The sequence below is a fragment of the Candidatus Erwinia haradaeae genome (assembly GCF_900698965.1).
GTDB classification, from domain to species: domain Bacteria; phylum Pseudomonadota; class Gammaproteobacteria; order Enterobacterales; family Enterobacteriaceae; genus Erwinia_E; species Erwinia_E haradaeae_A.
Map to the genome: position 1 here is coordinate 142433 of NZ_LR217725.1, position 23309 is coordinate 165741.

The window sequence follows — 23309 nt, forward strand, 5'->3', positions numbered from 1 at the left end:
TCTATTTGATCCAAAATATCCATTACTTTATATTGTATACCGTGCTTATTGGTCTATCGTTCATGAATCCCTAATGCATTCATAGAAATTCTGCGTGTATTAATATAGAAGTAACTTTGTATGATAGCGTTTCAACGTTGATGATCCTTCTGCTGTGCTATATTAGTGAGAACTAATGCATTTTTACCTTCTAATCAATATAGAGTGTATGTGTAGGTTATAGCTTGGCGTAATAGAACAATTAAGGTCGTAGTGACCTACCTCTGATATGAGAGGTTAATTTCCGCATACCAATACAGTGTTACGTTACTAGATGTAATCAGTGATAGAGATAACGCCAGAACCACTGGGTGGTTAGATTTGTTTACTGTAGTATTTGTTGTAATGGTGTTAGAAATAATTTTTCACAAAAGACTTGCAAATACTGATTTTTTATTCATGACGTTATATTATTTTTTATAAAAAATCATATGTATAAAGCATTGTCTAGTTGTAGTAAAAAGACAATATTTCATTGTGGTATAGGGTTGTTAGAGATCTGGTGATTTCTAATTACCAATGCACGTTGGTCAAAATAAGAATTAGTGTGAAGACGCTAAAAGATATAGTTTACTCAAGATATGTAAAAAATGACAAAGTGAACGCATGGTATAAGGCTGTATGTAATCGTGTGGATGTCAGAAGTCATACTAAAATTACATATCATTTAGAAGTATAATATTATACAGGATAACTAATAAATCTTAGATAAAATCCGATATCTGCATGATCCATTCAAAATATTATAATTCTTATCACTATTATATTAAGTATTAATCAAATTCGATGTTAAATTGAGATGTTATAAAAAACATATCTAAATCTGTCTGTAAACAGTATGATGGGCTCATGCATAAAAACCAGGCTATATAGAGTTGGCGTGTTAGAAATTTCTATATAGCTTAATTGACCTTGATTAAGAAAGGATCCATACACATTTAAAATTTTTAGTGATATCGAGTTTCTCTAAATGTTATCAATTGTTATAGATATGATTTATCCTACGTTAGGAGACTTCAGAGTGTTTTTGATATAAACGATATTATAGACTGGCCCTGCTTGATTGTATAAATATGTACAATGATGTGCTTTGTAAGAACAGAGACTTTGTTCTTGCTGGATGCACAACACAAGTGGTCTATAAGGATCAAGTGTTAATATTTATTTTATAAATACAGGAGATTACCTATACAGTGATAATAAAAATCAATTAGATATCAAGATATCACATGTATTAACGGAGCATATAAGTAAGTAAAAAAAATATTTTTGTTTACGAAAAAACTACCAGAATATTGAAAAAAATTTTCAATGAACAGCGCAGCATATAAATGTATTATATACGTAATGTTTTGTTATTTTAATGATCCCCGCTGCTCAGTTCCAGTGAACATGTAATATAATATAATTAAATGAAAGTGTAATCATGTTTTAAAGTATCTTTAAGGTGCTATCTGTACCAGAGGTATCGCGCCATACTGGCAAAATATTTACTTATATTCTTGTGTAGAAGCGCTTGTTTTGATTGCATAATCTTAATGTATGGCTAGAGTCTCTTGGAGAGATGGGGTGTTTTTGTATGTTAAAGGATTAGTTTATTCAATCTCATGCATACTACTTAGGTACTAATATGATTAAGCGAGATATTTGTAATTGTCAGAGCTACAGCTCTAATTTACTGGATTTTTTGTATTTTCGATATGTTATTAAATCTTTGATCGTTACTATAGGCATCTTGTGTTGAGAGGAAAATAAAATAACTTCTGAAGTTCTTGCCATTGAGCCATCATCGTTAGTTAGTTCGCATAACACGCCTGCTGGCTTACAACCAGCTAGTGTAACTAAGTCCATTGTAGCTTCGGTATGCCCACTGCGAGCTAATACGCCTCCGGATTGAGCTCTTAGAGGAAACACATGACCAGGGCGGTTTAAATCACTGGGTCGAGCATTGTCGGCAATAGCGGTGCGTATTGTTGTAAGACGATCAGCAGCAGAAACTCCAGTAGTGACACCTTTTGCTGCTTCTATGGTAATGGTGAAAGCAGTACCGTAAGTACTGGTGTTATTCTGAACCATCATAGGCAGATCGAGTGTATTTAAGCGTTCCTCATCAAGGCATAAGCAAATAATACCGCTTCCATAACGAATAGTCAGTGCCATTTGCTCTAACGTCATATTTTCTGCAGCAAAAACCATGTCTCCTTCATTTTCACGATCTTCATCATCTAACACCATTACTCCAGAGCCTGAATACAAGGCCTTAAGCGCTCTGAGAACACGCTGTTCAGGTGTTCCAAACTGAGAAAACAGCAACTGATGCATTATGAATAAACCTTAATGAATATTATTATTACTAGAACCAGAGCGGAGTAGTTGGAATTGCAATAAAATAAAAGATGATCATAACTTGATAATTATGTATTATTGAAGAATGGTTACGTTCTTCTGTTTAGCTTGTGTTTGTGCCTCTGAAATAATACCAGATCTCGTGATGTTTTAAATATAAGCCTTTTGTTTCGTAAGTAATGGAGAGTATGTACTCTTACAATACATTATAATGTTTATGTTAAAATGTTTATGTCAAACTTAATAATATCATTGATATTAGCGCTGAACAAGTGATAGCGCAAGTAGCGAAAACTACTATTATTCATTTATATTGATGCGCCTACATTTATTAGTTGCTAAAATATAATGAGACTGCTTTTAAAATATAGATTTTCTTGAGATCTATGTTCATTCTCTGTTATAATGTTTTTAATTAACCTAATTAGTAATTAACCTTACAATAACATTGTTCGAATAACTAAATAAGAAGAGGTGGTATCATATATTTCTTAAAGTTACTAAGTGATATATCGTGCAGGTTATCTTTGAAATACTTGTACCTACTGGATTATACCTAACATGCCACTTGCAGAGTTTATGTCTAATGCATGCTTCTATTGATTACGCGCATCTATTACCAGTATGGTTAATAGTATCTTTCTAGATTGTACGGTTTTAGATATCATCTTAGTATAAGACTAAGATATACGAAAGTTCTTTTTAAAAATGTCAATTGATATGCTAGATCTACAATGAGTAACGAATTAGACTATAGCATATTTTGAATAATAAAAGTTGTTTGTAACAAGATAGTAAGTGATTGCTAGCTATTATTACTGTATATTCACATGAAAAATCTGCAAGATATATTATGAGCAATAATTATCTGGTAGAATTATTACTGCGTATAGATTTTTTGAAAGAGTTACATTCATTGAGAGTCATGCATTCACAGTAAGAGTAGAAGATATAGAATGGAGGAGTGGCCGAGTGGCTGAAGGCACCGGTCTTGAAAACCGGCAACGGGAAACCGTTCCAGAGTTCGAATCTCTGCTCCTCCACCAATCTATTCATAGAGACATTAAAAGGTTTTATTAAGATATAATCTAACTTAGAGCCATGAAGGGCCATGTATGACGTGTAAGATTTATTAACTTCGTCTATCTAAGAGAGCATTGAGTATAAGGAGACCTAGGAGAAAAGCAAGATCAACCAAGACTAACCATATGTCTTGTCTAGCTGTATCAGTTAAGAATGATTTTATGGCAATAAGTTATATACCTCTATATACTTTTGATATAATAATGTGCTCTATTTCAGAGAGCGACTGTGTCCAGTTTGAATTATGTCGCGTGTATATAAAATCACAGTCCATGACAATTGCAGGTGAGTACACAAAAATATATCCGTAAGATCAGATATAGTGCACTTTTACTGTGCTTCTCCTGAACGCGCATTTTGTAAATATATATTTTTAATATGTATAAAATTTACTTTGGTAAAGACGATACGTAATGACTCCAAAGGATTGAGATGTCGCAGTAGCTGACTTCTGGTGTTTGACTTAACTATACTGATAAAACTGATAAGCAAAAACTAATAACTCAAATGGTAACAGAAGTAGAGATAAATCATTTAATAAAAATATATTTAGTTTAATAGTTGCAATATCCAACATATTATTCATAATAGTTAGGTAGAAACAACAATCTTATATTTCTTGATACTAAGAATAAAAGCTATGTCTGTTTTAAAGGTATTACATTTTCCTAATGAGCGTTTACGTATTATCGCTCAACCCGTGCTAAAGATAGATACCTGTATTCAACGCATCATCGATGATATGTTCGATACGATGTATGCTGAAGAAGGTATTGGATTAGCTGCAACGCAAGTTGATATTCATCAATGTATTATTGTCATCGACATCTCCAAAAGCCAGAATACAGGTTTAGTATTAATCAATCCCAGTATATTAAACAAGCGTGATCATACAATCACAGAAGAGGGGTGTTTGTCCATCCCTAAGCAGAGAGCATTAGTGCCTCGTTCGGAGAAGGTTAAGATACAGGCGATCAATCGCCATGGTATCTATTATGAGCTAGAGGCAGATGGTCTTTTATCTATTTGCATTCAGCATGAAATGGATCATCTTGTTGGAAAACTTTTTATTGATTACCTCTCACCTATGAAACGTCAACGCATCCGTCAGAAATTGCAAAAATTTTATCGTCAGAACTATCACGCCTAACTGGTAGGTATAAAGGTGCTCATGTGTCTCATTCCTTAAGGATTATGTTTGCTGGTACTTCAGAGTTTGCGAAGTATCATTTAAATGTACTGCTTTCCTCTAACCATAAAATAGTATTAGTTTTAACCCGACCGGATCGGCCGTCGGGTAGAGGTTATAAGAATACTTCGAGTCCAGTTAAAAAGTTAGCTGAGGAACATCAAATACCGATCTTCCAACCAGAATCATTACATTCCCAAGCTAACCAGAACATAATATCTGAATTTAACGCTGATGTTATAGTGGTGGTTGCATATGGTCTTATATTTCCTCAGGCAATTTTAGATATCCCTCGCCTTGGTTGCATTAATATTCATGCCTCTTTACTACCCAGATGGCGAGGAGCAGCGCCTATTCAGCGTGCCTTATGTGCAGGAGACACTGAGACTGGGGTAAGCATTATAAAGATGGATGCCGGACTAGATACCGGGGATATTCTACACACACTATCATGTCCGATTCAATCTTCTGATACAACGGCCACATTATATGATAAGCTAGCTAATCTTGGTTCACTGAGTTTATTAACCACTCTAAAGAAGTTAGCGAGTAATACGTATCATTTACGCATACAAGGTACAGGACAAGTTAGTTATGCATATAAACTTAGTAAAGCAGAAGCTCGTCTTAATTGGTCGCTGTCCGCTGTTCAATTAGAGCGTCGTGTCCGCGCTTTTAATCCCTGGCCTATAAGTTATTTTATGATCGGTGAGAAATACATTAAAGTTTGGAAGGCCTCTGCGCTACCTGCTATTAATGACGGAAAGCCTGGCGAAATCATAAAAATAGAAAAAGAAGGTATTCAGGTTGTTACCGCAGATGGTATTTTAAATATACAGGAATTACAGCCCTCTGGAAAAAATAAAATGACAGTACAAGCTCTGCTGAATTCTAATCATTCTTTGTGCAGGGTGGGACAGTTGATTTCTTAAAAAGATTTCCTGGTATTTTTATTCCCACCTAAAAAAACTTATAGCATTGTCTAAATTTTTTCTAGTTAATATGTTACATATTTTATATAATAATCTGATTCTATGAAAAATAGAGATTCGTAATATCACTCTCCCTTAAGAGTGCATAGTAAAACAAGCATAGATCCTTATTATTGGATCATCGGTGTTTAATCTGAGATATTTGCATGCCATATCATATTAATGATATTATGACACATTGTATTTCAAAAGAGGGATGAGTATTTAGATCACTCAATTTTGGCTATGCTTGCTTAAAATGTATAGGAGAATCAGACTGTAGCACAGCGCCTGTAATCTACATTGTTATATATATAGATTAAATTTGTTCTCTCATATCTATTGTTGGCTTTATTTTTGTAATATATAGTATAAAATATACTGCTTATAATTGATCTGATTATCGATATTATAAGCAAAATAGTAAAGATAGGTTCTATGGATCACTGTAAATTCATAATTTATTAGTGTTATACATCTAGGCATTGATTGCCTAGGATACTTCTAGTTTATTTGACATACAATTTTTAGTTTAATATATTAGTTTAATATCTTTTTATATCTTGTTTTAGTAAAGATTACTAGCAATAAATAGTAATAGTTAAGCAAGAGAATTTTGTTTGGATGTTCACTATATAATTTATATTTTATAACGTAATAGTAGATACAGGTTGTGCACAAGAATGCATCTACTTGATTAAAGGGGTGTCCTGTAGCAGATCTTAGTGATTTGAGGTCGGAAAACTCATCTCACTATATTTTACAAAACGACTTTTATATTTTATCTTAAACCCCATCCACAAACATAGGAATAAAGGGATTCCTATGTAGGTTGCAGCTATCTCATGCCAGTTGATGTGATCAGAACAAAATGCTTGATAGTGTTGTCCAAATGTTATCACTAAACAGATGATAAAAGCAAAGATAGGTCCCACTGGAAAATAAGTGGCACGATATGGTAGATTATCTAGATTACGACCTTGCGATATATATCCTTTTCGGAAACGGTAATGGCTAATTGCAATACCCAACCAAGCAATAAACCCTGTAACTCCTGAGGCATTTAACAACCACAGATAGATAGTAGTTTTACTATACGCCACAGTAAGAAAACAGAGTCCTGCTACTAAAGTCGTGGCATATAGTGCAGTACGAGGTATACCTGTCTTAGATGTATTCGCAAAAATCCGTGGTGCTTTCCCGTCAGATGCTAGAGCAAACAACATGCGTGTAGCGGAATACATGCCTGAGTTGCCTGACGATAATACCGCAGTTAAAATCACAACATTCATTACTGCTGCTGCTGGTAAAAGGCCGGCATGTTGAAAAACTAGCGTAAATGGGCTAATACTAATATCTTGAACGCTCGTTTTAAGCAGATTAGGGTCAGTATAGGGAATTATAATACTAATGACAATGATTGCTAGAACGTAGAATAATAAGATTCGCCAAAATACTTGGCGCACTGCTTTTGGAATACTTTTTTGAGGATTAACGGATTCACCAGCAGCAATACCGATGAGCTCAGTTCCTTGAAATGAAAAACCTACAATCATTGCTACACCAATAATTGAAGAAAAACCACCTACAAACGGGGCATCACCAATCGTCCAGTTTTTCCATGTTGTACTGGCAGAGTCATGTAGCGCATGGAGAATCATGACAATACCGACGACTATAAACAGAATCACTGTGGCTACCTTAACGAGTGACAACCAATATTCAGATGTACTAAAATTTCTTACTGAGATATTATTCAGTAGGAAAATCAGTCCTAAAAAGAGAGTGCTCCAAATCCATCCTGGTGCATCTGGAAACCACCAGCTCATAATGAGTTGGGCTGCTACAAGATCCACGGCTATAGTTATCGCCCAATTATACCAATAGTTCCATCCTAGTGCAAAACCAAAACCTTCTTCAACATATCTAGAGCCATAGGTAGAGAAGGAGCCAGAAACCGGCATAAAGGAAGCTAACTCACCAAGACTAGTCATTAAAAAATAAACCATAAGACCAATGAGTGCATATGCAACTAGAGCTCCTCCTGGGCCAGCTTGGGCGATGGTTGCTCCAGAGGCAACAAAAAGACCAGTTCCGATAGATCCACCTATGGCCATCATCATTAAATTACGAGTTTTCAGTTCTCTTTTTAAACCAGTGTGCTGTATGTTTGTCATGATGTTGTGTGTAAATAATCTATGTTGTAAAAGCAATGGATAAGAATGAGATCAAATCTATCATTAATAGGATTCGTATAGTGAATAGGGTTCGTATACTTTTTTTTAAAAAACCCATTTTAATCTTAATAGTAATGCAAGCTCAATACAACGATAGCGTGCTTCTGATAATTTAATCAGTAGCTAGATCTACTGATCTGTTTAGCCATATTAGGTGGTTAACTCAGTTTAAGAAACAATTGATACTAATATCGCTACCGTTGAGAACCTAAAAATTTTACAGATATAGATTGTATTGATAAAGTAGTCATGCAAAAAAGTAATTTAACTTTCATATATAGAAATGGTTCCATATGCAGTGTGTATACAAGGATTGCAGTATATTATGAAGACTGTACAGGGAATATGCTTTGCTAAAAATTGATACTTTATCATTGCATGATCTTCAGTGTGATTCAAAACCTATGGTACTTGTAGTATTTATTAACAGAAAAACCTTTTAAAATATCTTATATCTCTGATAAGGAGCATGACTTTAATCTTAAAATTTATAAGTATTATTAGGATTTAAACAAGAGTGTAGTTATAGATGCAATGTCCAGTAAAATGATTCCTATACTGATAAAATTAAGGAACATGACTCATTCAGACTAATAATAAACGGAGCTACTGCCCCGTTTATTAACATGCATCCAAAGGATAGGCAGTGGTAATAGATAAAATTAGAATTTGTATATTAATCCAAGGCCAACGGTATTATCAGTGGAAATACCTGCGTGACTGGTAAAGTTATCTTTTTCCAATAGGTTAATTTTATAATCCACGTAAGTTAACAAGTTAGTATTAAACTTATAGTAAGTACCTAAATCAATATATTTACACAGCTCTTTGTGTTTAAAATGAGTAATTTTTTTACCTATTGATTGTATATAAGCCAAAGATGGTCGAAGCCCAAAGTCAAACTGATATTGCGCCACTGCTTCAAATTTTTGCTCTTTATCAACTACACCCTCGACTGGTTTGTTATCAATCTTATTTTTAATATAAGCGTTATTGCGAGTTTCACCATACATCGTTGCTAGATAGACATTATTCGCATCATATTTAATTGCCGTAGCCCAGGTTTCAGCATTGTCATGTCCAGAACCGAAATAAGTTGATTTCTGATTATGTGTGCGGTTTGCAGTAGTATAAGCTGCGGATATGCCTATGCCCATTGGCGTAGTGTAACTCATTGAACTACCTAGACCATCTCCATTTTCTGTCTTAATATCTTTTGTAGTTGTATTTGTGTTATTTTTTCCCTGGTACTGGAGTGCAAAGTCGAAACCATCAAGCAAACCAAAGAGGTTGCTATTGCGATATGTGACTAGGTCATTAGAACGACCAATCATTCCGTTATTCGCTTGAGCTGAATCATTTCTACCGATCGGTAGAGTGTTAGTCCATGCTAACGGGTCATGTCCTACTCCATAGTTTCTACCATAGTCTAAGGTTCCATAATCAGAAAATTTAAAACCGGCAAATCCAACATGAGGCTGAGAGCCAGAATCGCTTTCTTTTTCGGACATATTATCTTGAACACTATACTCTAATTGACCATAACCGCTTAGAAGATCACTAATTTGTGTTTCACCTTTAAAGCCAATGCGTATATGGGATTTATCACCGTCATCAGCAGCATTTTTTGAGCATTGATGTTTTAAATTAATTGTACCGTATAAGTCAACTTTATTACCGTCTTTATTGTAGATCTCGGCAGAAGTAGCATATCCAGAACTTAGAATGGCTGGTATCATTACTGCAAGCATTTTGCGATGTATCATTGTATGATCCTCATTGAAGTGATTATCCGGAAACTTATTACTTAAGTTTTCCGACAATAATTTTTATGTAACCTCTCAGAGAGTGTTGTGCTTTCTATACTCTTTAGAGATTCTATCATTGCTAGTTCGATGAATCTAGCTTGAAAATATTACTAATCTTTTCCTAAAACCATTAGCGTTATCTAATAACAGTAATTCAAAGCCTAAGTACAAATTATTATCCTGTGAAAGTAGTGTGTTCTATTACACATATAACAAATGTTCGTATAACAATTATTATATCATATTTTATGATGCATAGTTTTAAAACATATGAAGTATACATATATTATGTGCATGAAGTATATAGACAGCATCATAAATACTCAGAAAGATACATTACGTGGCGTTCTCGGAAAAGCAATAAGATCTCTTACATTTTTTACCCCTGTAACATAAGCAATCAAACGCTCTAAACCTAACCCAAACCCTGCGTGCGGTACTGTGCCGTAGCGACGTAAATCACGATACCACCAATACTCTTCTATCGATATACCCCTTTCTGCGAGACGCATGTCCAGTATTTCAACACGCTCTTCTCGTTGTGATCCACCAATGATTTCTCCAATACCTGGCGCTAGAATATCCATAGCAGCGACTGTTCTGCCGTCGTTATTTAAGCGCATATAAAATGCTTTAATATCTTTTGGATAGTTTCGGACCACAACTGGAGCCTTAAAATATTGATCTGTTAAATAGCGCTCATGCTCTGATGAGAGATCTAATCCCCATTGAACTGGGTGATGGAATTTGTGTTTTGATGATAATAAGATTTCAATGGCATCAGAATAATCGATCTGGGAAAACTGAGTAGAAATACAGCGCTGCAATCGCACAATAACACCTGGATCTATTCGGCAAGAAAAAAAATCCATATCATCAGCACGCTCTGACAGAACTGCTTTAAAAATATACTTCAGCATAGATTCTGCAAGAATAGATGCCCCAGACAAATCAGAAAATGCTATTTCTGGTTCTATCATCCAAAACTCTGCTAGATGGCGGCTAGTATTCGATTTCTCTGCTCGAAAAGTAGGGCCAAAGGTATAAATTTTTGACATAGCACTAGCGTAGGCCTCAGCATGTAACTGACCGGATACAGTAAGAAAGGTTTCTTTACCAAAAAAATCCATATCGTAATTCAGCTTTCCTGATGTTGTGCGGGGTGGGTTTTCCATATCTAGCGTAGAGACGCGGAACATCTCCCCCGTACCTTCGGTATTAGATGCAGTGAGTATTGGTGTTGAAATCCAATAGAATCCCTCTTTACTAAAAAAACGGTGTACAGCCTGCGCTAGGGAATGGCGCACACGTGTCACTGCTCCAATGATATTAGTTCGTGGTCTAAGGTGAGCTACTTCACGAAGATATTCTAAGCTATGAATTTTTGCGGATATTGGATAGGTATCTGGGTTATCTACCCAGCCTACGACCTCCATGTGGGAGGCTTGCATTTCAAAGATTTGACCACTACCTGGTGATTCTACAATTTTGCCTGTTACTGATAATGAGCAACCCGTTGTGAGACGTAATACATCAGAATGATTCTGCTCTACTACTACTTGAAGCGAATTAAAGCAGGAACCGTCATATATAGTTATAAAGGAAACTCCAGCTTTTGAGTCTCTACGAGTGCGAACCCAGCCGTATACGGTAACTTCGCTGCCTACGGTGCTGCATCCTTTTAGGATATCTGCTATAGAAACTATACGCATATCAGTCTCCCAGTATTCATCCAAACAACATAGAGAATTTTTTTTATGTATATTAAATTGCTATATTCTACAGGTTTTCTACCTGATGTGATTGGTTAGCATTTCAGCAATCTACTGAATACTACTGAGTTACCAATTGTATGCATCGCTGTACTGTAAGTGCTTGCTGTGTAAGCATATATTACAGGAGTGTGCTGAAAACTAATAGTTATTATCGGTATGAATATGATTTTTCCGTGTAATGTTATTACACATGTATACATATAACAATGTACAATTAATAAAAATATTTCTTCAAATCTTTTTATGTAACGGAGAAGCACCAAAAAGTAGCAATAATTCTAGTGTCTTGCTGCATAACACTACTCATAGTGTGTATATTCATTGCACCTTATTTAGAGTGAGCATTGTTATAATGATGCACAGATTCGTGATTAGACGATCCATATATAATATCACAGTGAAGATATATATTATCTTAAGCATTTTTTACTTATACAACAGAAGAAATCATTTATAGTATCGCTTGTCGTAGATGCTGTGCGTGCTATATGAAGATGTATCTTAATCAGCATAAAAGGGTATCCACGCACGACAGCACGAAAGACAGAATAACTATATCTTTTTCTATTTTTTACCCACCATCTAATTAGAGCTTCAACCCAATGGTTTTCTGTCATAGAAAACAGAACTACAAGACTTAATTCTATTAATTTGAATATGGACTCTATTTTTTGATAGATAAGAATCAGACTCTAGTGCAATATACTCATATTATATAGTATATCTTAAAATAGTCTAATACAATTTTTATGCTTGATTAAATTATTTTTTGATAAAAATTAATCTGAATTTAGCTAACAGATTATTATGGCATACTGCAATCTATCACGTATAACTTGTACTTTTATGAGCATTATTGTTAATAAATTGCATGTATTAACAATAAAAAGATAGGATATCTTAAGATATCCTAACATACTCCTTTAATAACTATTATGATAATTGATCTAATTGCTTTTTTGTACATAAGTTTCTCTGACGTACTGCTTCATATAAACAAATGCCAGTAGCTACTGATACATTTAGAGAAGAGACACCTCCTAGCATAGGAATATGCACCAGTTCGTTACAGTTCTCCTGTGTGAGACGCCGCATGCCTTTTTCTTCTGAACCCATTACCAATGATAATGGACCTGTCAGGTTACTTTGATACAGGGTCTGATGCGTTTTCTCAGTAGTACCAATAATCCAAATATTTTCTCGTTGCAAGCAGCGCATTACCCGTGCTAAATTAGTAACATGAACAAGGGGTACATTTTCTGCAGAACCACTAGCGACTTTCCTGACTATAGGAGTTAACTGTGCAGAGCGATCCTTTGGTATGATGACAGCATGCACGCCCGCTGCATCTGCATTGCGAATACAAGCACCAAGATTATGCGGATCCATAATGCCATCAAGAATTAACAAAAATGGATTATTTATTTTAGCTAATAAGGCCAACAGGTCATTCTCTTGATATGGACGTTTTTTCTGTACAACGGCAATAATACCTTGATGTACCCCGCCCTCCGATTGTTGATCCATCCTACTGCGAGTTTTTGTATAAATTGTCACTTGATGCATTTCTAACAACTTTACTAAAGTCCGTAGACGATGATCTGCTCGTCCTTGAAGAATCCAGACTTCTTTAAAGCGCTGAGGATCATTATTTAGCATTGCTTGTACAGCATACATACCAAAAACTATTTCATCCATGTCTTAGGTTCTTTAAATTACAGTAATGTATCACGTTGTGAATAGATTAGAGATTATCCTATGTTCTCGTTTTGTGTATGTCATAAGGTTTGACCTACTTTAGTGGATGATCATTTTCTGATATGTATCAGTATTATTGTATGATCACTCCATTATATAATAATTGAGCCCATAGCAGCGCCCTTAGTTACCGATCGCTAGAAAATATTCAGTATTGTATTAATATCTAATGATGCATGATCTATAAACTATGTTTATTTAGCAAAGTATTAATTATTATGTAATCGATGATAATCGATTGATTAATACTTTGTACTGATTATCTTTAGGGCTAGCTAGAATGATAGTAAACCTCATATCGTGTGATAGTAAATTTATATATGACTCAATTTTTATATATAAATTATTTTGAAATCATTTTATTTACTGTATGGTATTCTCTTTTGAGTGCTTTTTTAAGATGCTACCTGTACGTAAGAATGTATTTTTATGACTTATGAGGGTTAAGATAATCTTACGTTCTTCTAAATGAACCGCATCTAATCGTACCGTAACAGTATCACCTAAACGATAGGTGTGACCTACGGGGTCTCCGATTAAGCGCTGTCTTATAGAATCAAAACGATAACAGTGCTTATCTAGTGTGGATATATGTACTAACCCATCAATAAACATATCACTAAGACGTACAAAAAAACCAAAACTAGTAACGTTGGCAATAACGCCGTTAAAGATTGCTCCAACTTGATTTTTAATAAAATCGCATTTTAACCAGTCAGTTACGTCACGCGTGGCTTCATCGGCGCGGCGTTCTGTTATCGAACAATGTTGGCCAAACTGTAACATTTGAGTTATTGTATAGCGGTGTCCGCCGGTAAGTGTGTAATGACTCTCTAGAGAGCCTTTTTCCTGCGCCAAGAGATATTTAATAGTACGGTGTAGTAGAAGGTCAGGATAGCGGCGAATTGGTGATGTAAAATGCGCATAAGATGCTAGCGCTAACCCAAAGTGTCCACGATTTTCTGCATCGTATACTGCCTGTTTCATTGAGCGTAATAGCATTGTTTGTATCATATCATGATCTGAACGTCCATGAATTTTTTTTAAAAGTGCCGAGTAATCTAATGGACTGGGTTGGTCTCCGCCACACAGAGTAAGCCCTAGCTCGCTTAGAACGACACGAAAACTCTTAATGTTGTCTCCTATCGGGCGATCATGATCTCTAAATAATGCTGGTTCGCCATGTTTTTCAACAAAACATGCTGATGCAATATTTGCAAGAATCATGCATTCTTCGATCAGTTTATGTGCGTCATTACGCACCATTTTTTCAACTCGTGCGATACGACGATGCACGTTAAAAATAAATTTAGCCTCAGAGATATCGAACACGATCCCGCCGCGTTGTTTACGAGATTTTTCTAATGCCAAATACATGCGGTGAAGCTCTTCAAGGTCCTGAACTAGCGGAGAGTAGTATTGGCGTAATTTTTGATCTCCTTGTAAAATTTTCCAAACTGTATCGTAAGTCAGTTGTGCAGAGGAGTTCATAACCGCCTCGTAATGTTTATAGCTAGTCAGTTCTCCATTAGGAGAAACTGTCATTTCACACACCATACATAAACGGTCTACATCTGGATTTAGTGAGCATAGTTTAGTGGATAGTATTTCTGGGAGCATTGGAATAACTTGTGATGGAAAATATACAGAAGTTCCACGTTGTATTGCTTCGTCATCTAAGATAGTACTAGGCCTTACATAGTAACTCACGTCAGCAATCGCAACCCACAGACGCCAACCACCATCTTTTGTTCGCGCACAATACACGGCATCATCAAGGTCAGCAGCATCCTCTCCATCAATAGTCATCAATGGTAATTGACGCAGATCAATACGGTTACGTTTGGTATCTTCGGGTATCTCTACATTCAGTTGTGTAATGAACTTTTCTAGCTCTTCTGGCCATCGATGAGGAATATTATGGGTGTGTAATGCAATATTTACTGCTGTATTTGTGTCTACTGCATTACCAAGTACTTCAATAATTTTACCGATTGCTTGATTTTTTAATGTTGGGCGTTGCACGAGATCTGCTACTACGATAAAACCTAGGTATTTGCTAAGCAGACTGTTATCAGATATAAGGATCTCAAATGTTAAGCGATGATCATCTGGGACTACGTAGCCCCCTACAGCATTACGTAGGTAGCGACCTACAATACGTGTGCTTCGTGGCTCAATGATACGCACAACACGTGCTTCTCTACGATTTTTACGATCGGAGTTGATCCTCTGTGCGAGTATTATATCTCCATGGAGACACATTTTCATTTGTGTCATGGAGAGATACAGATCATCCTTGCTCCCTGAGATACGCAAAAAGCCAAACCCATCACGATGGCCAATTACTTTTCCTTGTAATAGATCAACCTTTTTCAATACTGAATAACCTTGTCGACGTTTAAATGCTAGCTGCCCATCGCGCTCCATAGCTCGCAGTCTTCTTCGTAGGGCTTCAAGTCTGTCTTGTTCATAAATAAGTAGTTTTTTTGCTAATTCATCACGACCGATTGGTTTGTTATGTTGTCCTATATGATAGAGGAGAAATTCTCGACTAGGAATAGGATTGTCGTATTTTTGAGCTTCTCTTTCCTTAAATAGGTCGTATAACATCAAGGTTTCTCCATTCTGATCTGCTAAGCAACACATTTATTCAGGATGATGTGGTACAGCAGATAGTGGTTTACAGCTAGAATATTTAGGAAGTATTGAGCCATCTTATGAAAAATATAATAGTAATATAATAGTATCTATCCGCACCTTTAATAGTCGGATGAGTCTTAAAATTATTTGCTTGCCTTGATAGTATGCCAAGAGGTCGATGTCTAAAAAGACTTTATTATTAAGGCAGTTACTCTAGATGATTTATTAAATTATAGTAGATCAAATATGTTGTAATAAATGTTGCAACTCAAGCATATCATAATAGATGATGCTTCTGTCTTTTCTAGAGTTTTCACAGTTATGAAGATGGTAAGCTTGAGTACTGTATAGGTCTATATAGTTAGTGAGGGAGATCAAACGATGATAACAGAAGGGCCGTAAACCATTGTGGTAATATTAATCAGCGTTCTAGTATAAAAGGGTATATATAGTATATAAGCTTATATAGTACAAGGATTACGTAATACAATGGTCTCACTACGATCAGGTCCGGTAGAGATAATATCAATTAGAACGCCTGTTACTTCTTCAATGCGTTTAATATAATGTAGTGCCTCGGGTGGCAAAAGTTCTAAACTTTGTATGCCAAATGTACTTCTGTTCCATCCCGGCAAGATCTCATAGATTGGTTCCGCTTCCTCCCAATGTTCACTAGTTAAGGGGGTTACGGTAACACAGCTATCGTCTCGCATGCGGTAAGCTACACAGATCTTAATTTCCTCAAGACCGTCTAATACATCTAATTTAGTAACACAAAAACCTGAAATAGAGTTTATTTGGACTGCTCTACGTATAGCTACAGCGTCTAACCATCCAGTGCGACGACGACGACCAGTGGTTGCACCAAACTCGTTACCTCGTTTACAGAGAAACTCCCCAGTATGATCACGTAACTCAGTTGGGAAAGGACCTGATCCTACACGGGTTGAATAGGCTTTTAGCACGCCTAAAACATAACCCACGCAGCATGGACCAAGTCCGGTACCAGGTGAAACGCCCCCGGCAGTAGTAGTTGAGGATGTGACATATGGATATGTGCCATGATCGATATCTAGCAGGGTCCCTTGGGCTCCCTCAAAAATAATTAGATCACCACGTTTTTGGGCATTCTCTAGTAATCCAGAGACATCAATCGCCATTTGCGTTAGGTTATCAGCTATTTGCATGATATTTTCGAGCACGGTATAGTAATTTACTGCGTTTGCCTTATAGTAATGAACCAGCTGAAAATTATGATATTCCATCGTTATTTCAAGTTTTTCTGCAAAAGTTTTTTTATTCAACAAATCACCTAACCTTAGTCCGCGTCTGGCAATTTTATCTTCATATGCAGGACCAATGCCACGACCAGTGGTTCCGATTGCTTTGAGACCTCGTGCTTTTTCACGGGCAAGATCTAAAGCAACATGATATTCTAGCAATAGCGGGCACGCTGTAGAAATTAAGAGAGATTTACGCACTGATTGACCTCTAGATTCTAAATCCTGCACCTCTTGCATGAGAGCAGATGGAGAGACAACTACGCCATGTCCAATAATGTTAACAACATGCTTATGCAAGACCCCTGATGGAATTAAATGAAGGATTGTTTTTTCACCATTGATAACTAGTGTGTGACCTGCATTGTGACCACCTTGATAACGCACTACATATTGGGCCCATTCAGTAAGTAGATCAACAATTTTTCCTTTTCCTTCGTCACCCCACTGGATGCCAAGTACTACGACGTTTTTTTTCATTTTACAAAATTACCAATTTTTAAAAGTAACAGAATGTTATCATTATGGATAATAACTCAATCACTCCTAATGTAGTGATGCGTTATGTTATGCATGACTGATTACTGTCAATCTCATTGAAACTAAGTCGAAGCAAGTTTTTTGAGGTAGATCACAGTACTTAGCATATAATTATTGTAAGATAGTGCAATCTTTTATATTTAATAAAAAGTTTCATGAAATTAGATACACTCTAGATAACGCTTTGGAGTGCCATTATCCAGAAAAAGATATAGTAGTATTATTATCACTACTGTATAGTATCGATGATTTTTTAATTATGTTTTGGAGATATCCTTATTGTATGGATAATAACTTTTGTTTTTCGATTAATGAATTAGAGAAGGAGTGGTTATATATAGTCCTTCTCTGTTACATGCTTTGAATGAGCTATATATCGATCAGATCATACATTATATATTGTATATATACACAATATTACTTGCCGGTGACGACTATTAGTCGGTTTTTAGAGAACATGATTAATGGCTGCGCATAATGGAGAGAGATTTTGTAGATTGATACCCGCTATATTGATTCGACCTGACTGAAGTATGTAAACGCCAAACTCGTTACGTAAACGATTGATTTGATGCGGTGATAATCTGATTAAAGAAAACATGCCAGTCTGTGATGTGATAAAACTAAAATTAGCTGTTTTTACTTTTATTTTTAGCGCATTCACTAACAATTGGCGCATTAGTTTGATGCGTTCTCTCATGATAGATAGCTCGTGTTCCCATTGGAGACGAAGAGTTTTACTACTTAAAATTCTTAGAACTACTGCTGCCCCATGTGATGGAGGGCTAGAGTAGTTTGCACGAATAGCTAATTTTATGTGACTAAACGCAGAATCAACAATAGTAGAGTGACTAGCAACAATAGTTAAAGCACCAACGCGTTCATTATATAGACTAAAATTTTTTGAATAGGAGTTACACACAATAAGTTCTTTATGCGTGGCAGAAAACACACTCAAACCGATAGCATCCTCCTCTAGTCCTGTAGAAAATCCTTGATAGGCATAGTCAAATAATGGTAACCAGCCTTTTTCGAGAGACATCTCAGAAAGGTGTTTCCATTGTGAGTAAGATGGATCTACCCCGGTTGGATTATGACAACAACCCTGAAAAACTACTACATCACCAGGACTAGCAGCACTCAGGCTGTTTTTCATAGCGTTAAAATCTAGTGCGTGGTTGATGGAGTCATAATAATCATACGTATATACACGTAGCCCCGCAGCAGAAAAAATGTTTTTATAATTTTGCCAACCAGGATTACTAATCCAGATGTTTTGTGTATTAGTCTGTTTGGCAATAAAATCTGCTACAACACGTAATGCACCAGTGCCACCAGGGGTCTGTGCAGTACGTATACGTTGTTGGCTTATGAGTGGATTGGTTTTGCCAAATAGTAACTCTTGAGTATAACTTCCAAAATCAGACAGACCATCGATTTGTAAATAATTTTTAGTCACCTCCTGTTCTAAAAGAAATTTTTCTGCTTGTTTTACGCTAGACAGCACAGGTGTTTTTCCAATGTGATCTGTATACACCCCAATTCCTAAGTTAATTTTCTCCCGATTTTGATCTGTATAGAATTGAGAATTTAAGCCCAGAATAGGGTCCGGTGGTGATTCTTTAATAAGTTCAAACATCCTTCATGTGTCCATTATAATTTGCGTTTTGATTAAATCGAGAAACAGTTTGCGCAGAGCTCAGAAACAGCGTGCATAATAGACTCTTGACTTAAACTTCTGTATGTATCTATTTACATGCACATATTAAGTATTGAAGATAATATAATAAAAGTTTATCTTGATGGTATTGATATAATTCTTAGTTGATAGCTTATGGCTGATGGATCGTTATAATAATATTGGAGCTAACTTGGTATATAATCTAGATATTAAAATCTATAGTTCCTTTGAGTATAAATAAAATAACATGAGTTAACAAATAAGAATATAATTGAGTCTAATATATTGAGAGAAAATATTTTATGGATTAAATATGATGATAGAGATTGCTTAAGTATTCCTAAAACTCATGCGATACATACTGTGTATGGTACAAAACTATTAACTTTATGATGATATTAAATATGTTTATTTGATAATGTCTAGTATATATTTCATAATGAGATAATTGACATTCAAAGTCAAATAATAGATACGTGCTCTTTGTAGTTGGCTGTGTTTTATTTTTAGGTTAATAAAAATATCATGACGGTGTTTTTTAATTTTTAGCAATCAGTAATATTCAATATTAACTTAACACGTTTAGTGTTAGTGATGGTAGTGCTTTAAACAAGATACTCTTTATAAACCTTAAACTAACTATCTATATATTATAGTATGTTATATTTTAACTCATTCTTACCGTTATATTTTAACGCATTCTTTCTTATTTTACAATTTTAGCTTGTATATATTTTAGGCTAGGTTTGTGTTTTTTAGTATTTTGGATTTATTGTAATGCATAATCATGTATATTATACGATACTGTCAAATAGTTAGTTTGTTTTTAGAAGGTAGTCAGTTTGTTTTTAGAAGAACACCTTAACATAGACTATATAAATGCAAATACAGACTGATAGTAGTCTGATATATGATTAATAAAGCAGGATGAATCGGTCATTACTTAATGAGTAAAAGTGAAGCTTTGCTGTTTGATAGAATAGCAGAAACTAAATCTTTGAAAGGAAATTACATTATAATTCAATGTATAAGGTATACAATATATCTCAATTAAGGTGTTTATAAAAACATTATCTTATTTCTCAATGTCTCTTAATAAGCTATACCTTACCCATAAAATATTGAAATTCTTGAATTATTAATAATAGCGTTGTTAGGAGGTTGAATGAACAGTAAAGTATGTATTCCTACAGACGGCCAGAAAATTACGTGTTATCAAGGAATACTTGATATACCAGTAAATCCAATCATCCCCTTTATTCAGGGAGATGGGATTGGTAGGGATATTTCTCCTGTAATGAGGAAGGTTGTTGATGCTGCCGTGCAGAAAGCATACACTGGAAAACGTAAAGTAAGCTGGATGGAGATATATACTGGTGAAAAAGCAGTAAAATTATATGGTGAGGGCATTTGGTTGCCAGAAGAGACGCTATCTTTTCTTAAAGAATATCATATTGCTATCAAAGGTCCATTAACTACTCCAGTAGGAGGTGGTATCCGTTCTCTGAATGTGGCTTTGCGTCAGTTACTAGATTTATATATTTGTTTACGCCCAATACGTTATTATACTGGTACACCTAGCCCAGTGAAAAATCCCGAAGCTATTGATGTAGTTATTTTTCGTGAGAATTCTGAAGATATATATGCAGGTATTGAATGGGCAGCTGGTACTGCAGAAGCAAATAAAATTATACAGTTTTTACGTCATGAAATGAATGTAAAGAATATTCGTTTTCCTGAGCAGTGCGGTATTGGAATCAAGCCTTGCTCAGAAATTGCCACAAAACGCTTAGTACGCGCCGCGATAAAATATGCGATTACCAATAACCGTGATTCTGTGACCCTTGTGCATAAAGGGAATATCATGAAATTTACCGAAGGCGCTTTTAAGGATTGGGGTTATCAGGTGGCCATAGAGGAGTTCAGTGGGGTCTTCAACGATCATAGCAAAACAGTTCTGATACAAAACCCCCATAATCAAACAGAGATTGTAATTAAAGACGTCATTGCTGATGCTTTTTTACAACAGATTTTGTTGCGTCCGGCTGAATATGATGTGATTGCTTGCATGAATCTTAATGGTGATTACATTTCAGATGCAATAGCAGCACAAGTAGGTGGTATTGGCATTTCTCCAGGTGCTAATATTGGTGAAACCTGTGCATTATTTGAAGCTACTCACGGTACAGCACCTAAGTATGCTGGTCAGGATAAAGTTAATCCTGGCTCTATAATTTTGTCAGCTGAAATGATGCTACGCTATATGGGTTGGGTGGAATCAGCAAATCTTATTATTAAAGCAATGGAAAAAACAATTGACGCAAAAACTGTCACTTATGATTTTGAGCGTATGATGCTTGGTGCAACATTACTAAAATGTTCTGAGTTCGGTGAAGCCGTGATCAAAAATATGTAATATAAGTTGGCTATTTTCCAGAATAATCTTTATTGATAAAAGCATATTAAATTAAGAACAAACTTCTTTACATAGGTAGATGATAGCTTCGAGACTCTTAAATCATGAAGATCTTTTGTAATGACACTGAATTGTCATGAATATTCACGTAATCACTCGCATATCCATGATAATCTTTATATTTTATGGTCACTGATTAGTAATGAAAATATTGGTATCAAAGACTACAGGAACCAGTGAGAGCTTAAATATCTTTTTTGAAAAATTTAAAATAAAGAGTTGTCACAAAATCCTACCTTAATATTATATCTAAATATTCAAATGTAGAATAGGCGCGTAAAATGTCATTATTATATAATATAACGCCTAATCAGGAGTTGAAGAGGCGCTTATTATCAGAAGCACAAAGTCGAATCACTGTGTCGTTTTATAAATATTTCACTATTACTGACCCGTATGCGTTTCGAGATGCGCTTTATGTAGCTCTTGCGAATTTAAAGGTTTTTGGCCGTATCTATGTAGCTAGAGAAGGGATTAATGCTCAGGTAAGTGTACCATATAGTCTGTATTCAAAAATGGAAAAAATGCTATATTCATTTGATCCTCATATGTCTTCAATGCATATGAATATAGCGCTAGATGATAATGGACGATCGTTTTGGGTATTACGATTAAAGGTTCGTCAGCGCATTGTCGCGGATGGTATCACTGATCCAAGTTTTAATGCTGATGATGTTGGTGTATATATAAATGCAAAAACAGTAAATTTTTTATATGATGATTGTAAGACTGTATTTGTAGATGTGCGGAATTACTATGAGTATCACGTAGGGCATTTTCATAAAGCATTAGCTATTCCAGGAAATACTTTTCGTGAACAGTTAGCAATCGTGGTAAATATGCTGAAACAATATAAAAATCATCAGATAGTTTTGTATTGTACGGGAGGTATTCGTTGTGAAAAAGCTAGCGCTTGGATGCGTCACCATGGATATAAAAATGTTTATCAAATTGAGGGTGGGATAATTAATTATGTTCGTCAGGCACGTACTCAAGGCTTACAAGTGCATTTTATAGGAAAGAACTTTGTATTTGATGAGCGTATGTCTGAATGTATCTCCAATGATACTCTAGCACACTGCGCTCAGTGTGGTAAGATATATGATCATTATCATAACTGTCTAAACAATGAGTGCCATACACTTTTTATTCAGTGCCCAACATGTTCTGATCAGTTTAATCATTGCTGTAGTGTATTATGTATGCAAAGAGTTCTGGTTTCATCATAGGCGAAACAATGTCGTAGCATAAAAAATATAAATGCATAGGTTGCCTAAATATTAGGTATTACTAGTATTTTTAAATCATCTCAGGTATGTGGCAATGATGCAGATACTATGCTTAATTATTGTTATTTATTTAAGAAGTACATGTATGCTCAAAGCAGTACATATATTCGACTTTTTATAGAAGACGGGACTAGTAATATTGTCTAGGCACAGCATGACGATATCAATTGATAGGCATTGATGATACGAACAGT

General features: G+C 35.3%; 11 protein-coding genes, 1 tRNA gene and 1 pseudogene. 5 read left to right on the forward strand and 8 right to left on the reverse strand.

The annotated features are described in order from the left end of the window. Positions 1 to 1701: 1701 nt before the first annotated feature. Positions 1702 to 2361 carry a 3,4-dihydroxy-2-butanone-4-phosphate synthase gene (gene ribB, locus CIPSTX3056_RS00460; protein WP_072666014.1) on the reverse strand — a complete coding sequence of 220 codons (660 nt, stop codon included), beginning with the start codon at positions 2359 to 2361 and terminating at the stop codon, positions 1702 to 1704. 982 nt (positions 2362 to 3343) lie between these two features. On the opposite strand from ribB, the gene CIPSTX3056_RS00465 reads away from it, so the two are divergent. The 3 genes from CIPSTX3056_RS00465 (at position 3344) to fmt (ending at position 5589) form a co-directional block, all read left to right on the forward strand. After that, a tRNA-Ser gene (locus tag CIPSTX3056_RS00465) sits at positions 3344 to 3431 on the forward strand. Positions 3432 to 4108: 677 nt separating this feature from the next. After that, positions 4109 to 4618 (forward strand): peptide deformylase, encoded by a 510-nt coding sequence (def, locus tag CIPSTX3056_RS00470; RefSeq protein WP_072666015.1) that lies wholly within the window; start codon positions 4109 to 4111, stop codon positions 4616 to 4618. Between the two features lie 23 nt (positions 4619 to 4641). Continuing rightward, positions 4642 to 5589: a methionyl-tRNA formyltransferase gene (gene fmt / locus CIPSTX3056_RS00475; RefSeq protein WP_072666016.1), complete on the forward strand. Its 948-nt coding sequence runs from the start codon at positions 4642 to 4644 to the stop codon at positions 5587 to 5589. Between the two features lie 761 nt (positions 5590 to 6350). Here fmt and CIPSTX3056_RS00480 read toward each other — a convergent pair. The 7 genes and pseudogenes from CIPSTX3056_RS00480 to CIPSTX3056_RS00510 form a co-directional block, all read right to left on the reverse strand. Next, complete coding sequence (locus CIPSTX3056_RS00480; protein WP_072666017.1) at positions 6351 to 7805, reverse strand: amino acid permease; 1455 nt, start codon at positions 7803 to 7805, stop codon at positions 6351 to 6353. A gap of 722 nt (positions 7806 to 8527) precedes the next feature. After that, the gene (locus CIPSTX3056_RS00485; protein WP_072666018.1) at positions 8528 to 9631 is read right to left on the reverse strand and encodes a porin; all 1104 of its coding nucleotides are present in this window, start codon (positions 9629 to 9631) and stop codon (positions 8528 to 8530) included. A gap of 365 nt (positions 9632 to 9996) precedes the next feature. Then, entirely contained in the window at positions 9997 to 11385 is a 1389-nt protein-coding gene (asnS, locus tag CIPSTX3056_RS00490; protein WP_072666019.1) for an asparagine--tRNA ligase, read from the reverse strand. 996 nt (positions 11386 to 12381) lie between these two features. Beyond that, the gene (rlmB, locus tag CIPSTX3056_RS00495; protein WP_072666020.1) at positions 12382 to 13146 is read right to left on the reverse strand and encodes a 23S rRNA (guanosine(2251)-2'-O)-methyltransferase RlmB; all 765 of its coding nucleotides are present in this window, start codon (positions 13144 to 13146) and stop codon (positions 12382 to 12384) included. A gap of 432 nt (positions 13147 to 13578) precedes the next feature. Then, positions 13579 to 15819 (reverse strand): annotated as a pseudogene (rnr, locus tag CIPSTX3056_RS00500) (ribonuclease R); the annotation flags it as partial. A gap of 491 nt (positions 15820 to 16310) precedes the next feature. Further along, the gene (locus tag CIPSTX3056_RS00505) at positions 16311 to 17609 is read right to left on the reverse strand and encodes an adenylosuccinate synthase (protein WP_072666022.1); all 1299 of its coding nucleotides are present in this window, start codon (positions 17607 to 17609) and stop codon (positions 16311 to 16313) included. Between the two features lie 508 nt (positions 17610 to 18117). Beyond that, a complete protein-coding gene (locus CIPSTX3056_RS00510) occupies positions 18118 to 19308 on the reverse strand; it encodes an amino acid aminotransferase (protein ID WP_072666023.1) in 1191 nt (396 codons plus the stop codon). Positions 19309 to 20515: 1207 nt separating this feature from the next. Between CIPSTX3056_RS00510 and icd the strand changes: the two genes are divergently transcribed. Continuing rightward, positions 20516 to 21766, forward strand: coding sequence for an NADP-dependent isocitrate dehydrogenase (gene icd / locus CIPSTX3056_RS00515; protein WP_072666024.1), 1251 nt, complete (start codon positions 20516 to 20518; stop codon positions 21764 to 21766). A gap of 341 nt (positions 21767 to 22107) precedes the next feature. Continuing rightward, positions 22108 to 23055 carry an oxygen-dependent tRNA uridine(34) hydroxylase TrhO gene (gene trhO / locus CIPSTX3056_RS00520; RefSeq protein ID WP_072666025.1) on the forward strand — a complete coding sequence of 316 codons (948 nt, stop codon included), beginning with the start codon at positions 22108 to 22110 and terminating at the stop codon, positions 23053 to 23055. The last annotated feature ends 254 nt before the right edge of the window (positions 23056 to 23309 follow it).